The organism is Haloarcula taiwanensis (assembly GCA_002844335.1).
GTDB classification, from domain to species: Archaea; Halobacteriota; Halobacteria; order Halobacteriales; family Haloarculaceae; genus Haloarcula; species Haloarcula taiwanensis.
Map to the genome: position 1 here is coordinate 1,239,791 of CP019154.1, position 14,205 is coordinate 1,253,995.

At 62.7% G+C, this 14,205-nt stretch carries 14 protein-coding genes; 7 read left to right on the forward strand and 7 right to left on the reverse strand.

Going from position 1 to position 14,205, the window contains the following annotated elements; all coding sequences use genetic code 11:
- Positions 1–173: 173 nt before the first annotated feature.
- Together BVU17_06360 and BVU17_06365 are read left to right on the forward strand one after the other, a co-directional pair.
- Positions 174–1,043: a D-beta-hydroxybutyrate dehydrogenase gene (locus tag BVU17_06360; protein ID AUG47166.1), complete on the forward strand. Its 870-nt coding sequence runs from the start codon at positions 174–176 to the stop codon at positions 1,041–1,043.
- Between the two features lie 139 nt (positions 1,044–1,182).
- Positions 1,183–3,204: an acetyl-CoA synthetase gene (locus BVU17_06365; GenBank protein ID AUG47167.1), complete on the forward strand. Its 2,022-nt coding sequence runs from the start codon at positions 1,183–1,185 to the stop codon at positions 3,202–3,204.
- On the opposite strand, the gene BVU17_06370 is transcribed toward BVU17_06365, so the two are convergent.
- A complete protein-coding gene (locus tag BVU17_06370; GenBank protein AUG47168.1) occupies positions 3,205–4,395 on the reverse strand; it encodes an MFS transporter in 1,191 nt (396 codons plus the stop codon). It lies immediately after the preceding gene.
- A gap of 708 nt (positions 4,396–5,103) precedes the next feature.
- Positions 5,104–6,081: a nodulation protein gene (locus tag BVU17_06375; GenBank protein AUG47169.1), complete on the reverse strand. Its 978-nt coding sequence runs from the start codon at positions 6,079–6,081 to the stop codon at positions 5,104–5,106.
- Positions 6,082–6,214: 133 nt separating this feature from the next.
- Here BVU17_06375 and BVU17_06380 point away from each other — a divergent pair, with 133 nt between their 5' ends.
- The gene (locus BVU17_06380) at positions 6,215–6,832 is read left to right on the forward strand and encodes a hypothetical protein (GenBank protein AUG47170.1); all 618 of its coding nucleotides are present in this window, start codon (positions 6,215–6,217) and stop codon (positions 6,830–6,832) included.
- Positions 6,833–6,906: 74 nt separating this feature from the next.
- Here the strand turns inward: BVU17_06380 and BVU17_06385 are convergent, their stop codons facing one another.
- Together BVU17_06385 and BVU17_06390 are read right to left on the reverse strand one after the other, a co-directional pair.
- A complete protein-coding gene (locus BVU17_06385; GenBank protein ID AUG47171.1) occupies positions 6,907–7,509 on the reverse strand; it encodes a hypothetical protein in 603 nt (200 codons plus the stop codon).
- A 195-nt stretch (positions 7,510–7,704) separates the two neighbouring features.
- Positions 7,705–8,037, reverse strand: coding sequence for a (2Fe-2S)-binding protein (locus BVU17_06390; GenBank protein AUG47172.1), 333 nt, complete (start codon positions 8,035–8,037; stop codon positions 7,705–7,707).
- Between the two features lie 183 nt (positions 8,038–8,220).
- On the opposite strand from BVU17_06390, the gene BVU17_06395 reads away from it, so the two are divergent.
- Both BVU17_06395 and BVU17_06400 read left to right on the forward strand, forming a co-directional pair.
- Positions 8,221–9,639 (forward strand): electron transfer flavoprotein, encoded by a 1,419-nt coding sequence (locus tag BVU17_06395; GenBank protein ID AUG47173.1) that lies wholly within the window; start codon positions 8,221–8,223, stop codon positions 9,637–9,639.
- Positions 9,640–9,880: 241 nt separating this feature from the next.
- Positions 9,881–10,333 carry a type IV pilin gene (locus tag BVU17_06400; protein AUG48849.1) on the forward strand — a complete coding sequence of 151 codons (453 nt, stop codon included), beginning with the start codon at positions 9,881–9,883 and terminating at the stop codon, positions 10,331–10,333.
- A gap of 5 nt (positions 10,334–10,338) precedes the next feature.
- Here BVU17_06400 and BVU17_06405 read toward each other — a convergent pair whose 3' ends face one another.
- Complete coding sequence (locus BVU17_06405) at positions 10,339–11,610, reverse strand: N-acyl-L-amino acid amidohydrolase (GenBank protein ID AUG47174.1); 1,272 nt, start codon at positions 11,608–11,610, stop codon at positions 10,339–10,341.
- A 54-nt stretch (positions 11,611–11,664) separates the two neighbouring features.
- Positions 11,665–11,997, reverse strand: a complete 333-nt coding sequence (locus BVU17_06410) for a 30S ribosomal protein S10 (protein AUG47175.1) — start codon at positions 11,995–11,997, stop codon at positions 11,665–11,667.
- Positions 11,998–12,092: 95 nt separating this feature from the next.
- Between BVU17_06410 and BVU17_06415 the strand changes: the two genes are divergently transcribed.
- A complete protein-coding gene (locus BVU17_06415; protein AUG47176.1) occupies positions 12,093–12,524 on the forward strand; it encodes a biotin transporter BioY in 432 nt (143 codons plus the stop codon).
- Between the two features lie 21 nt (positions 12,525–12,545).
- Here the strand turns inward: BVU17_06415 and BVU17_06420 are convergent, their stop codons facing one another.
- Positions 12,546–12,914: a hypothetical protein gene (locus tag BVU17_06420; protein ID AUG47177.1), complete on the reverse strand. Its 369-nt coding sequence runs from the start codon at positions 12,912–12,914 to the stop codon at positions 12,546–12,548.
- A 248-nt stretch (positions 12,915–13,162) separates the two neighbouring features.
- Between BVU17_06420 and BVU17_06425 the strand changes: the two genes are divergently transcribed.
- Positions 13,163–14,191 (forward strand): hypothetical protein, encoded by a 1,029-nt coding sequence (locus BVU17_06425; GenBank protein AUG47178.1) that lies wholly within the window; start codon positions 13,163–13,165, stop codon positions 14,189–14,191.
- Positions 14,192–14,205 lie beyond the last annotated feature (14 nt).

Consider the following 14,205-nt stretch of genomic DNA (forward strand, 5'->3'; position numbering starts at 1 on the left):
CTGTTGATTCCGACGTAACCCCCGAATAACGAGAGGTTTACACGTAAACCACGGTAGCCGGCGAGACAGCGGAACGGCGTTCTCGCGCCGGACTGCGGGTCCGCCACAGCAGCCAGTCGGGTATACATGTCAACCCGCCCCTATTCGGACGTGTCTGGAGAACGTGTGACCGAATGGCATCCAGCACCTCTCACGAACGGCTCGAAGTCGAGCCGATCGACGAGTCCTCGATCCTGTTCGTCGACGACGACCACTACACGAGCGACACCGTCTGTCTGGTGACCGGCGGCGGGTCGGGCATCGGGCGGGCGACGGCGCTGGCGATGGCCGCCAACGGGGTGACCGCCGTCGCGACGGACATCGACGCGGACGGCCTCGGCGAAGTCGCGGACACAGCGGCGGCCCTCGACCTCGATGGGACCGTCGAGACAGTGACCGGCGACCTCGCGAATGATGCGGACATCGAGGCCATCGTCGAGACTGCGGCTTCTCACGGCACGGTTCGCTACCTCGCCAATATCGCCGGCCTCCAGCATATCGACGCCATCGAGGACTTCCCGATGGAGAAGTACGACCAGATGCACGACGTGATGTTGCGCGCCCCGCTCGCGCTGTCGAAACGCGTCATCCCTCACATCCGCCGGACCGACGACGGCGTCGGTGCCATCGGGAACATGGCGTCTGTTCACGGACACTACGTGACCTCGGATAAGGTGGCCTACAACGTCTCGAAGTTCGGCCTGCGGGGGCTGACACAGTCAATCGCCGCCGAGGGCGGTGACGGGCTCCGCGGGTTCTCTATCAGCACCGGCTACGTCAAGACGCCGCTGGTCGTCGACCAGATCCCCGACACTGCCGAGCAACGAGGAATCAGCGTCGACGAGGTCATCGACGACGTGATGCTGGGACAGGCCCGGGTCAAGGAGATGATGGACCCCATCGACGTGGCGAACCTCTTCGTGTTTGGCTTCTCGGCCCACGCCGACCATCTCAACGGCGGGGACCTGCTGTTCGACGGCGGCATGACAAAGACGTACGAGTGAGACAATGACGTGAGTAGCTGACCGGCCCCTGTGTCACACGGGCGGTGCGGAACCGGACTACCCGACCGGCCCAGTAACGCGTGCCGGGCGGCGGTACCAGTTTATACCAGACGACCAAACACTACGGAATACTGACGCAATGAGCGAACAAAACCACGTCGACTCCATCGTCCACGAACCGAGCCACGCGTTCGTCGAATCGACGAACGTCTGGAAATTCATGCAGGCGTACGACATCGACAACTACGACGAACTCATCGAGCGAACGACCACAGACCTACCCGAGGAACCCGACTCGGGCGTCGAGTGGTTCTGGGACCTGCTCCCGGAGTACCTCGACATCGAGTTCTTCGAAGACTACGATCAGGTCCGGGACAATAGTGCGGGGCCACAGTTCACCGACTGGTACACCGGCGGGACAATCAACGCCGCCCACAACGTCTTGGACCGCCACGCAGCGCGGGACAGCCCGACCCGAAACACAGTCGCGCTCATCTGGGAGGGCGAACCCGGCGACGTGCGGGAAGTCACGTACCACGAACTGAATCGGCAGGCCAGTAAAGTAGCGAACTACCTGGAGTCCGTCGGCGTCGGCACCGGCGACACCGTCGGCCTGTATATGCCGATGGTTCCCGAAGTCGCGTCGATACTGTACGGCTGTCTCAAGGTCGGCGCAATCGCCGTCCCCATCTTCTCCGGGTTCGGCGTCGACGCGACGGCGACCCGTATCGCCGACGCCGAGTGTTCCGTCCTGTTCACCGGCGACGGCTTCTACCGCCGCGGTTCCGGTGTCCACCTCAAGGGCAGCGCGGACGAGGCCATCAAGCAGGCCGGCGAAGAACTGGGGACGACGCCGGTCGAACACACTGTCGTCTACGACCGCCTCGGCGTCGCGGACGACCCCGACGAGACGATCCGCTGGACCCGCCGCGATGAGTGGTGGGACGAGGCTATCGAGACCGCCGACGACGAGTACGCGGCCACAGAGCTTCCGAGCAATCAGGAGTCGATGCTGCTGTACTCCTCTGGAACGACCGGCAAGCCGAAGGGTATCGTCCACACGCACGCCGGCGCGCTCATGCAGGCGGCCAAAGAGATATACTTCGGCTTCGACCACAAGCCCAGCGACCGCTTCTTCTGGGTGAGCGACATCGGCTGGATGATGGGGCCATGGACGCTGCTGGGGAACCACGCCTTCGGCGGGACTGTCTTCATGTACGAGGGCGCGCCGGACCACCCGGAACCGGACCGCTTCTGGGAGATGATCGACCGGCACGACATCACCACCTTCGGTGTCTCGCCGACCGCGATTCGGGCGCTCCGCAAGAAGGGCGACGAGTGGCTGGACGGGCACGACCTCTCAAGCTTGCGGCTGTTGGGGTCGACCGGCGAACCTTGGGACCCCGAGAGCTGGCAGTGGTTCTACGAGAACGTGGGCAACGAGGACTGTCCAATCATCAATATCTCCGGCGGGACCGAGATCATGGGGTGTTTCCTGATGCCGATGCCGATTCAGTCGCTCAAGCCCTGCACGCTGGGCGGTCCGGGGCTGGGGATGAACATCGACATTGTCGACTCCGCCGGCGAATCCATCGCTGACACGCACGAGCGCGGCTATCTGGTCGCTCGGGACTCCTGTCCGTCGATGACGAGGTCGCTGTGGAGCGGCGACGAACGCTACCTGAACGAGTACTGGTCGACGTGGGACGACGTCTGGGACCACGGTGACTGGGCACAGAAGGACGAGGACGGCCTCTGGTTCCTCCACGGCCGGGCCGACGACGTGCTCAACGTCGCTGGACGGAAGGTCGGACCGGCGGAAGTCGAAGGCGCGGCGATGGAACACGACGCCGTTAATCAGGCTGCCGCCGTCGGTGCCCCGGACGACACCACCGGCACTGCCGTCGTTCTCTACACCGTGCTCGAGCCCGGCTACGAACCCTCGGCCGACCTCCGCGACGATATTCGCGCCGCCGTCGGCGAGGAACTCGGTAAGCCGTTCCGGCCCCGCGAGGTACTGTTTGTCGACGAGTTCCCCAAGACGCAGAGCGGGAAAATAATCCGCCGAGCAATTGCTGGCGTCTACCGCGGGGAGGACCTGGGTGATATGTCCAGCATCGAGAACCCAGAGGCGCTTGACGAGGTCCGCGACGCGTCGTAATCAGCCCCTGACGGCATCCTCGGTCGGCTGCTCCAGCCGTAGCAGTCCGGGCAGTGCGAGCACCGCGAGGACGACTTCCGTCCCGCCGGCGACGAGGAACGCGGCGGGGTAGCCGAAAGCGCCAGCGACGGTGCCACCGACGAGGATGCCAGCGAGGAAGCCAACGCTACCGAAAATGTTGAACCCGGCCATAGCGGTGCCGCGCTCCGTTTCGCTGGCGAGGTCCGACACGAGCGCCATCGTCGCCGGGGCCATCAGCGCGCCGATAACGCCGGTCAGTACCATCCCTGCGCCGGCGATGGTGACCGTCGGCGCTTGCCCGACGCCGACAACAGTGAGTCCGTACAGCACCGACCCGACAACAATCGGACCGGTTCGGCCGATGCGGTCAGAGAGGATGCCGAAGGGATACTGCAAGAGGGCGAACGGGGCGAAAAAAAGCGCCAGCATGACGCCGGTTTCGCCGGGTCCAAGCTCGAACGTCTCTCTGAAATACAGGGTGCCGACGAGCGCGAAAAAGCCCGCGGTGAGGCGGTCAATGAACCCGAAGGCGTACGGCACGCCGAGCGTCGGCCGCTGTTTGAGCCCGGACACGGTCGCAGAAAGGCCCGACCGCCCGTCCGACGGTGCGCGGTCGGTGACAAGCAAGGCAGCCACTGCGACGACGAGTGACAGCGTGCTCGCCACGTACAGCGGAAGCGTCGTCTGAATTTCGTACAGTTGGCCGCCGAGTGGCGCTCCGAGCGCTGTGCCACTGCCGATCGCAATGCCTGCCGCACCCATATTCTTGCCGTGGCCGCCGCCGAGGTCCATCAGCATCGTCATCGCCAGGGAGAACGCGGCGATTGTCGCTCCACCCTGCAGCACCCGCAAGACCAGCACGCCGACAAATGGAAGCGAGACTGCCTCGGGAAGCCACGCGATGAGGGCGTACAGCACTGCGCCCGCGCCCGCCCCGCCGGCGATGTATGGCGTTCGCCGTCCGGTGGCGTCGCTGAGCACGCCCCACACGCCAGCGAAAACGACGAAAGCCCCGAACTCAGCGGCGAGGAACCACATGCTCGCATTCAGGTCCGTGGTCGCACCCAGCCTCCGGACGAGTCTGTCGACACCCGGATACAGCAGGACCTGCGCCAGCAACACGGCAAAGATAACGCCCGCGAGAACGCCCCGGTCTGTGCGGTCGGTCACAGACAACGGATACAGCGAGCCGAGAAAAATAGATGTCGGACCCGAGTATGGGACTCTCCTCGTGGAACTCGATAACCACCGACGACAGAACAGCACGTCCGGTTACTCGTCCCAATCCGCGTTACTCGGCACTGTGGGGCGGAACGAAACCGCAGTTCGAACAGCCGTTGTGCTTCGTCGTCTGGTAGCTCAATTCCGCCCCGCAGTTCGGACAGTTGTACTGGTCTGAACTCATTCGCTTACCTGTAGTGTTCGACAGTACCTAAACCTTTTCTCGACAATTGTACATAGCTCATCTTACGCATGATTTCAGGGAGTAGACGCCCTCAAATCCGAGGCGGCCTGCTGGTATGGCGGATATTCACACTGTTCAATTACAGTGAACAAGTCACAACATAGAATCGCTGGTCGACATGTATGGCTGTTCCTCTGTAGAAACTGGAAGAAACGCACACTCTGTTGGAGTGAACTGCGCAGTTCCACATGTCCTGAGACCGGGACAGGCGCGGACGACATCGACTCGCGTCGAAGTACTATCACGCCACCATTCAGTGCCGGCTGTCGGCTCCGAGTTCAACAACCACCTTACCGATTGATACGTCACCTCGTGGGGGTGTGGGGACAGATGTGAACGACTCATCGAGGGCAGTGACATAGGTGTTCCTATCAAAAAAAGAACGACGCAGAAACGGCGAGGCTTGCGCCCGTTTACATGTAGCCGAGGTCGCGCAGGCGCTCCATCAGGTCTTCCTTGTCCTGGGCGCGGCCGGCGCGCTCGGTCGTGTTCGCCATGTCCTGCAGCCAGGCAGGCTCTTCCGCGGACTTGTCGGTGCTGACCTCGCTCCCGAGCGAACGGAATCCAGCGAAGTACTTCGGCGAGACCGGTACGTCTTCCTTCTCGATGCCCTCGGGCAGGTCGTCTTGGCCCTGCGGGACGTAGCCGTCGTCCGGGTACCCCTCGACTGTGTCTGGGACGACGAAGTTCCAGAAGGCTTCCCACACGTCAGCCTCCGCGAACTGGAGAATCGACTGGATGCGGTCGTGCGGCGGGTAGATGTCCGGGTCGTGACGCGGCGAGAAGAACGTCTCGTCGGCGCGAGACTCCTGCTCGTCCCAGCGGATGCCCGACAGGATGCCGTCGACGTCGTGTTCCTCGATAGTGTCGTTGAGCGCCACCGTCTTCAGGAGGTGGTTGCCGACGTAGGTGTCGAGCAGGAACGGGAACGTGTCCTCCTCGTATTCGAGGATGTTCCGGATGTGGTGCTGGTTGTGCTCGGAGAGTTCGTCGACAGGGATGTCGTCACCCGGTTCGAGACCGTTCTCGTCGACGTAGTTGCCCACGTCCTCGTTGCGCGCCCAGATGACGTCGAGGTCCCACTCGTCGGCCCAGTGCTCGACGAAGTCGATGAGCTCGTCGAAGTGCTGGTAGTGGTCGATGAAGACGACCGGTGGGACTTCGAGGTCGAACCGCTCGGCGACTTCCTTGACGAAGTACAGCGTCAGCGTCGAGTCCTTGCCGCCGGTCCACATCACGACAGGGTTCTTGTACTCTTCGAGGCCAGTCTTCGTAACCTCGATAGCCTTCTCGATCTTGTGGTTGACAGTCGGGTACTCTTCGGGGTCTTCGCCTTCCCCGTCAGTGTAATCAACGTCCAGATAGTCCGGGAACTCTGCTGATTCGGACATAGTGTAATGAGATATAATTACGAATGCCAAGTACTTTTTGGATGACCGACAGGTGTGTGAGACAGTGGCAAATGGCTGACGGTCGCGTGCACACGGTCACTCAGTTTTTTGCGGCCCGCGCAAAAGACGTGATATGGACGACCGCCCAAGCCTCCCGGCCCGTCTCTTCCACCGCTGGCTGTTACGCTACGTCCCCGCCGCCGCGCTGATACTGTTTGCCAGCGCGCTGGTCGGGTACGGACTCGGCAGCCAGGTCCCCACCGAATGGCTTCAGACCCCCGGAACGGCCGGCGAAAACCCCTTTATGCCGGCTGAGTTAACGACCCTCTCGCTGACGGTCAACAACCTCGGTGCGTTGCTCGTGATGTTGCTCGGCGCGATTTCGCTCGGTTCGATGACGGTCCTCTCACTCGTCTTGAACGGATTGCTCATCGGGGTCGTCGTCGGTATCGCACTCAAGCAGGTTTCGCCTGTCGTCGTCGCCGCACTCATCGTCCCACACGGCCTTATCGAGATTCCCGCACTGCTCATCGTCGCCGCCGTCGGACTCCGGTTCGGCTGGCGCACGATTCAGTACATTCGCGGCCGGACGAACGAACTGGCCACTCGACAGGATATCCGGGAGGCCGGATGGCTGCTTGCGACGGCCGCCGTGTTCATCGTGATTGCGGCCTACATCGAAGCGAATCTCACCATCGAAATCGCGTCGCGATTTACCGACGCTGACCTCTCAGGCATTGCGCCGGCATAGCGGCATAGACCGCCCGGTAACGGTGTTGAGCTGCAGCTCGGCAAAACTGAATCCGTGACCGGGACGGGGCCGCGTTACGAGATAAACTCGTTGTCGCGCCAGTTGACGCCCTCTTCTTCCTCGCCGTCGCGGGGTTCCTCTGCAACGTTGATTGCAGCGGGCCGCTCTTCCCCATCGACGATGCGGACAGCTTCGAGTTCCTCGTCGACCGCCGCAATTGCCGTCAGCGTTCCCTTCTCTGCGACTTTCGCGACGTCACACAGGACTTCGAACATCGCGTACTGGAGTGCAGTGTTCTGGAGCACGGTCTCGCGGTCGCCTTTGAAACAGGCGTACTCGACGAGTTCAGACTCGATCTCTTCCTCCTCCTCTTCGAGTGCGCCCCACTGGGGGCCACCTCCGGAGCTTCCAGTACTCGCGGCTCCGGGCGGCCCCATTTCGTCGGGGTCCTCCTCGTACACCCGATTCTCCGTGACGCTCGCCTTGAGTTGGGCCGTCGGAGTGTACTTGCTCATAGAGTCGTCTTTGGCGACGGCGCTGACGATGAGCGTATTGTTTCGACGGGTGATATCGATGTCAGCGATTTCAGGTGGAAGATCCGGATCCTCGAAGAAATCGTATGCGTCTTCCAGTGGCAGTTCAAGTGTCGAGTGAAGTCTGTATACGCGGCTGGTCATGGTTGGGGAAGCGTGTATCAGTCGTCGAAGGCCGTCCGCTGACGCTGTAGTCACTACACCATAGGGGCCACTTGCTTATATGACCTGTCCTTCATTCGCGGTTGCACCGCTCTATATCAGGCAATCTATCAGGCGTATGTTAAAGGTATTTACAGACCTTCTAGTAGGCCATATGCTAGTAGTATCCAGTGCCTACTAGTCGTCCGCTGGTGTGGGGTCGCCGTCTTCCGGGGTCACATCCCCTTCAATACTGGGCGGGTACTTCCCGCGGTCGAGTTTCAGGTCCGACTGCGGTCGTGCCATGCAGGTCAGTGCGTAGTTCTCCCGTTCCCGGTCGGTCAGTCCACGGGCGGCAGGCTGGGTAACCGACCCCTCGACAATTTCCGCCGAACAAGCCAGGCACATCCCCACGCGGCAGGAGTACTCCTGTGCGATACCCTCCTCGATACACCGCGAGAGAATCGTCTCCTTCTCGGAGACAGTAATCTCCTCGCCAGTCCCCACAAATGTCACCGTATGCTCGGTCATGATCGGCCATTTGATACCCCCCAGCAAAACTCTTTATCACCGCTGCCCCGGAGTGAAACGGACTGTTACCGTCGACGCCACACCAAACACCCGCAACGGACCGCTCATTGCGAAGAATGGTTCCAGTCGTCCGCTGAAACCCGTAGCGGAATAATTTTCTCTCTCCGGGCAGGACGAGAGTGCATGACCACACACCAGGACGGCAACGCCGACGGAGCGTCGGCGACGGCACGGACCGTTTCCGTGGACGTTGTCGTCGTCGGGGCCGGGACATCCGGCTGTTACGCCGCCGCGACTGTCGCGGACGCGGGCTACGATGTCGTCGTCGTAGAGCGCAAAGACGAGACCGAAGCCGGCCACATCGCCTGCGGAGACGCACTGAAGGGAGCCAGCGACTTCCCCGATGCGATTCCGAAGTCACAGCTCGAACCGGCCTTTACCAACACAGATGTCGACCACGGCCGCTTCGAGATTCCGCAGGAAGACACTGTTCTCGAGATCCCCGTCCCGGGCGAACTCGCCGTCATCGACCGCTGGGAGTACGGTCGTTGTCTCATTGAAGGGGCAAACAACAGCGGCGTGGAGTTCCACTACGACACGGTCGTTCAGGACGTGCTACAGGACGACAGCGGCCGTGTGACCGGCGTAAAAGCCATGCGGAAAGGCGACCCCGTCACGTACGAGGGTGACATGGTCATCGACGGGGCCGGCGCACTGTCTATTCTGCAGGACAAGACGGACCTCGAAGACGCGACCTTCGACACGAACGTCCAGTACTCGCAGTTCTGTTCGGCATACCGTGAGATAATCGAAGTCGACGAGCCGGTCGAGTGGGACGACGCGCTCGTGTTCAAGCCGACCGAGCGCTCTGCCGGCTATCTCTGGTATTTCCCGCGCACGGACACGGAGATCAACGCCGGCCTTGGCTTCCAGATGAACGAGGAGCCGATGGAGCTAGTCGACGACCTCAAGCGCGACCTCCAGGGTCGAAGCGAGTTCGAGGGCGCGAAGGTACAGGATAAACTCGGCGCTGCGCTGCCGACACGCCGGCCGTACGATTCCGCCGTCGCGCCCGGATTCATGGCCGTCGGCGACGCCGCCGGACACGTCAATCCGACGACCGGCGGCGGTATCGCCGGTGCAGCCTACGCCGGGACCTACGCCGCTGAACAGGCTATCGAAGCCATCGAATCTGGCCGGACGGACGACGAAGCCGCGCTCTGGGAGTACAACGAGCGCGTGATGGACCACTTCGGCGCACGGTATGCGGCGCTTGACGTGTACAACATATTCACCACCGCCTACGACGTCGACGACCTGATGGCCCTGCTGGCCGCGTTGCCCGGCGAGAAGCTCGCAGAGGCACTGTACGGCGGTTCGACCAGCATCGGACTCGGACTCAAACTCAAGATGGCCGTCAAGAGCATCGGCCACCTCGGGACGATCAGGGACCTCTACCAGACAAAAAAGGCTGCCGACCGGCTACTGGACCATTACGAATCCTACCCGAGCGACCGGAGCGGCTTCGAAGCCTGGCAACGCGAGCGCGATTCGATTATGGACGATATCTACGACGTCACTGGCGCAGACCCCAAGTACTGATTCAGCGGTTCGTTGCGGCTTTCGGCTACATCTAACTCTCTGATAGACGTCTGTCAGTGTCAAGTGTCTGGCTTTGAATGTTATCTTGATAGTAATTAATTACTATATGAACTGAAATTCTGAACGACAAGTTTTATTATTCGACAACATGATAACAAAATGAAGTCGCACCGGCGTCGGTTGACCGGGGGGTCACCGAGATGGTGACAGCGTGTCGACCGTCGCCGAGTGGGGGTCAATCATGCTAGCACGTAGATTCAAATCTGACGACAGTGCAGTCTCGCCAGTTGTGGGTGTCATCCTAATGGTTGCAGTAACAGTACTGTTAGCGGCGACAGCAGCGACGTTCTTCCTCGACTTCGGCTCAGGGAACATCGGCCAGAGCGCGCCACAGGCGGCGTTCTCATTTGATTACGATGCCGGGAGTCCCGACACCCTGACAATCGAACACCGAAGCGGCGACTCGATTCGGGCCGGAAATCTGTACATCACTGTTAGCGGGGCTTCAGGAGCCAACGGACAGCACGATTTCTCGAGTCTCAGCGGCACGCTGTCGGCTGGTTCGGAAATCACGGCCGGGTCACGGGTGACGTTTTCCGGGGCATCGGACCTTTCTGACGCGACAGTCACACTGAACTGGAAGTCGCCGGATAGCGGCAAATCGATCCGACTCGCCAGCTGGGAAGCGCCGTAGCGTAGTCACTCGCTCAGCCGGCGGACTGCCCCGGTGACGACATCGACGCCGATAGCCAGCGAGTCTTCGTCGACATCGAATGTGGGGGTGTGGTGGCCGCCCGGATGGTCGGTCCCGATACCGACAAACGTCGCCGTCCCGCCGTGATTCTGGACGCGGTCCATCAGATAGGTGGCGTCCTCGCTGCCGCCGAGATCGTCGGTTCGAAGGCGGCTGGTGACGCCGGGAACTGTGTCGGCCATTTTATACACCACGTCTGCAAGCGTGTCGTCGCTGACCGCGCTCGGTGCTTCCGCCGTCGTCTCGATGGCGACCTCGCAGTCGTGGATCTCTGCAGCCGACGACATGACGGTGTCTGCCCGCCCGCTCATGTACTCCTTGAGCGGGGTCGTTTCGCCGCGGACTTCCCCTTCCAGCGTCGCCTCCCCGGGGACGATGTTCGTCGCTGTGCCGCCCTCGACGACGCCAGCGTTGACCCGTGTCGCGCCCTCGCCGTGGCGGCGAATCGCATGGAGGTTCTGTACGGCGGTCGCAAGGGCCTGTACAGCGTCCCGTCCCTGTGCTGGATGTCCTCCTGCGTGGGCTGTCTCACCGCTGAACGTCGCCTCGAACTGCCGAACGGCGAGGAAGCCGCCGACGCCGGCGACAATCTCTCCAGTCGGATGGTCGAGACCGACGTGTATCGCCAGCAGGTGGTCCACATCGTCCAGATGACCGCTTTCGGCGACGGCCTTCCCGCCGCCGATGACCTCCTCGGCGGGCTGGAAGACGACTTTGAACGTGCCGCGGAAATCACTCTCTTTCACCGCCTCCAGCACGCCGAGGCCGATTGTCGCGTGGGCGTCGTGGCCGCAGGCGTGCATGTACCCCTCGTTCCCCGAGCGGAACCCCGCGGCCGCCGGGGCGTGTGCGGCGCTGTCGGCCTCCCGTATCGGGAGCGCGTCGATGTCGACCCGGAGCGCGACGGTCGGTCCCTCGCCCTGTTCGACGACGGCCAGCGCACCGGTGAACCCTCCGTTGGCGGCCTCCAGCACGTCCTCCCGGGCACCGGCCTCGCGGGCCTTCGTCCGCCAGGCGTCGAGCTCGTCGTCGTCGGGGACCGCCATCCGCGCGTCGGCGTCGACGACATCCCGCCCGAGATGCAACTGGTCGACGCCGATGCGTTCCAGTTCGTCGACGATGCGACTGGTGGTGTAGAACTCCCGCCACGCGGGTTCGGGATAGCTGTGCAGGTCACGCCGGAGGGACCGGAGCCGCTCCTGCTGGGACTCGTTCATGCCGGCGAAACGGGGCACACTCACTTATAATAATCCACGGGAACGGCGGCGGGCCTACGACCCGCTGCCGACCTGCGTGCGCTGTTCGACGCCGGCCTCGACGTGGATGGCGTCCGGGAACGTCCGCTGAGTGACTGTCCGAGCGAACTCCTCGTAGCCGACTATCTCTATGGTCCGGGTGTAGACGGTGTGAGTCCAGGACTCGAAGCGGCCGCCGCCCGGCCCCAGCGACTTCGACTGCGGGATGCGTAGCTCCTGTGGCTGTTTCGGATGGGGGCCTTTCAGTTCGACCCCCTTCTGCTCGGCGTTTTCCTTGATCTCCGTGACGACGTCGTCGAGTCGGTGTCGGTCCCCACTGGTGAAAGTAAGCGTCGTGACAAAGGGCATCTGTAGACGAACACTCAGCCGCGAGTGACAAAAGACCATCTGTTTCCGTTGTGTCTCCGATATTCTCTTAAGTAGCGGTGTCATAAAATCCGATAATGATAGAGGCCACGAGCGCGGGAGCCATCCTCTTTCGCGATACGCGTGGCCGGCGGGAGTACCTCCTGCTCAAGAGCCGACCCGGCGATTGGGAGTTCCCCAAGGGCGGCGTCGAGGGCGAGGAAGAGCTCCAGCAGACCGCCATACGCGAAGTGAAAGAGGAGGCCGGTATCGGCGATTTCCGGCTTTTAGACGGGTTCCGCGAAGACTACGACTACGTGTTCGAGGCGAACGGCAACACCATCCACAAGACGGTCCACCTGTTCGTCGCGAAATCGTTCGAAGCGTCAGCCGAACTGTCCACAGAACACCGCGACCTGCAGTGGCGCGACTACGAACAGGCCATCAACACGGTCACGCAGGACGGCCCGCGCGAGATACTCGAAGAGGCACACGAGTTCCTCGACGAGCGCGACGACGAGGAAGAGTAACCGGAGTCGTGAACCCGGTTCTCAGAGCGCGACGCCGGCCAGCAGCGCCACTGCCGTCGCGTTACCCATACCGATGACGAAGCTCCCGACGACGGCGGCAAAGAGGAGCAGCAGGACCGGAATCCCCAGCAGCGCGACCGCGATGGCGATTTTCGCGCCCGTCTCGCCGCCGAGTTCGACCGCGACGATGCCGAGGATACCGACGAGGATGACCGCCCACGCCTCCCAGGCCCCCTGCTCACTGGCGGTGCCGTTCGAGGTCTTGATGTAGAAGTAGGCCGGCACGGCGATTCCGATGGGGAAGGTCAGCAACGCGACGATGCCCGCCGCAATCCACTGTATCGTCGTGTACTGGTCGAATATCCCGTCGCCGCGGGCGGCGGAACTCATACTGTCCCTCCACTGAGGGCACTGAACGCGGCGTCGCCTGTCGGCTGGGGCGCTGTGTTGAGGGCAATCGCGGCTGGACTGTCTCCAGGCTTCTGGTGTGTCATTCGTAACCGACGGTTTGTTTCTGAAGCTATCACATAAATAATCGGGTTGTGTCACCGAACGAAACGATTGCCAGGGACGCCGGCCCGGACAGGGCTCCGGCATCGGAACGAAGGGTTTTGGTCCGAAGCCGACAACGACTGCTCGTGGCTCCTGACTCCGAGTTCGCCTTCGAGTTGTCTGTCTGCCAGTGGGCCGAGCGAGCGTGGTCGCCGGCCGACGACGCGGCGGTGCTGGTCGCCAGACAGTTCGGGACGAAACACCGCCGCTGGGACACGATTGTACTGGAGTGTGACCCCGATGGACTCCGCGAGCGAGCGACGTTCGGCGGAGACGCGTTCGACTCGGACCTCCTGCACGTTCTACAGAACGCGCCGGCCGACTGGACGTACTACCGCGACGCGCTGCCTGACCCGGGCTATCCGTGGCGGTACGTCCGGGAGTCGATTCACGAGGCGGCCGACCGGGGTGCCGTCGAGACCCGCAAGCGCGGCAATCGCATCGAAATCCGTCGGGTACGCCCCTATCCGGACTGGCTCCGGCGGGTCGTCGCCATAGAGAACAAGCCCGACCTGACTGCCAGCGCCGCCAGGAACCTCGTTCCGCAACTACAGCGGGACATCGCGCTGTCGCTTGCCGACGAGGTGTGGGTCGCGACGGCGGCGACCGACGAGCGCGTGGAGCCGATTCTGCTAGCGGACCTGCCCGCTGCCGCCGGTGTGTTGACAGTCGACCCAGAAGCCGGTACGGCCGAGGCGGTCTGGCAACCGCGGTCGCTGTCGGTCGACGACCCCGGAACGCGCATTCTCGACCGCCCGACCGACGACACCAGCGCGGCCCGCTTCGAGTACGTAGACCCCGACTGGAAGCAGGAGCGGCGACTCACCATCGCGGAGCGAGCGTACGCTCGTGGGTGGCGCGCCTACGCCGACACGATGCGCCCCGACTGCCGGCACTTCCAGCTCACCGCTGGCGAGACTGGTGTGTATCCCTACTGTGCGGCGAAAGACTGTCTGCCGACAGCGGCGGAGTGTCGGGGCCAGTGCCCGTCCTACGAGCCGGAGCCGCCGGCGTGGCGGTCGATGGATTGGCCGCTCGACGGCGGGCCGGGCAAGGCAATAAAGCGGTTGTTAGCGCGGCGACGACGCCGCCAGCGGCCGGGGCTGTCAGAGTAACCGACCGATACCGC

Coding starts and splice junctions, on each gene's coding strand:
- BVU17_06420 (AUG47177.1), bottom strand. CDS start 12,914: ATGAGTTCCGCCGCCCGCGGCGACGGGATATTCGACCAGTACACGACG.
- BVU17_06380 (AUG47170.1), top strand. CDS start 6,215: ATGGACGACCGCCCAAGCCTCCCGGCCCGTCTCTTCCACCGCTGGCTG.
- BVU17_06375 (AUG47169.1), bottom strand. CDS start 6,081: ATGTCCGAATCAGCAGAGTTCCCGGACTATCTGGACGTTGATTACACT.
- BVU17_06405 (AUG47174.1), bottom strand. CDS start 11,610: ATGAACGAGTCCCAGCAGGAGCGGCTCCGGTCCCTCCGGCGTGACCTG.
- BVU17_06415 (AUG47176.1), top strand. CDS start 12,093: ATGATAGAGGCCACGAGCGCGGGAGCCATCCTCTTTCGCGATACGCGT.
- BVU17_06400 (AUG48849.1), top strand. CDS start 9,881: ATGCTAGCACGTAGATTCAAATCTGACGACAGTGCAGTCTCGCCAGTT.
- BVU17_06390 (AUG47172.1), bottom strand. CDS start 8,037: ATGACCGAGCATACGGTGACATTTGTGGGGACTGGCGAGGAGATTACT.
- BVU17_06385 (AUG47171.1), bottom strand. CDS start 7,509: ATGACCAGCCGCGTATACAGACTTCACTCGACACTTGAACTGCCACTG.
- BVU17_06395 (AUG47173.1), top strand. CDS start 8,221: ATGACCACACACCAGGACGGCAACGCCGACGGAGCGTCGGCGACGGCA.
- BVU17_06410 (AUG47175.1), bottom strand. CDS start 11,997: ATGCCCTTTGTCACGACGCTTACTTTCACCAGTGGGGACCGACACCGA.
- BVU17_06360 (AUG47166.1), top strand. CDS start 174: ATGGCATCCAGCACCTCTCACGAACGGCTCGAAGTCGAGCCGATCGAC.
- BVU17_06365 (AUG47167.1), top strand. CDS start 1,183: ATGAGCGAACAAAACCACGTCGACTCCATCGTCCACGAACCGAGCCAC.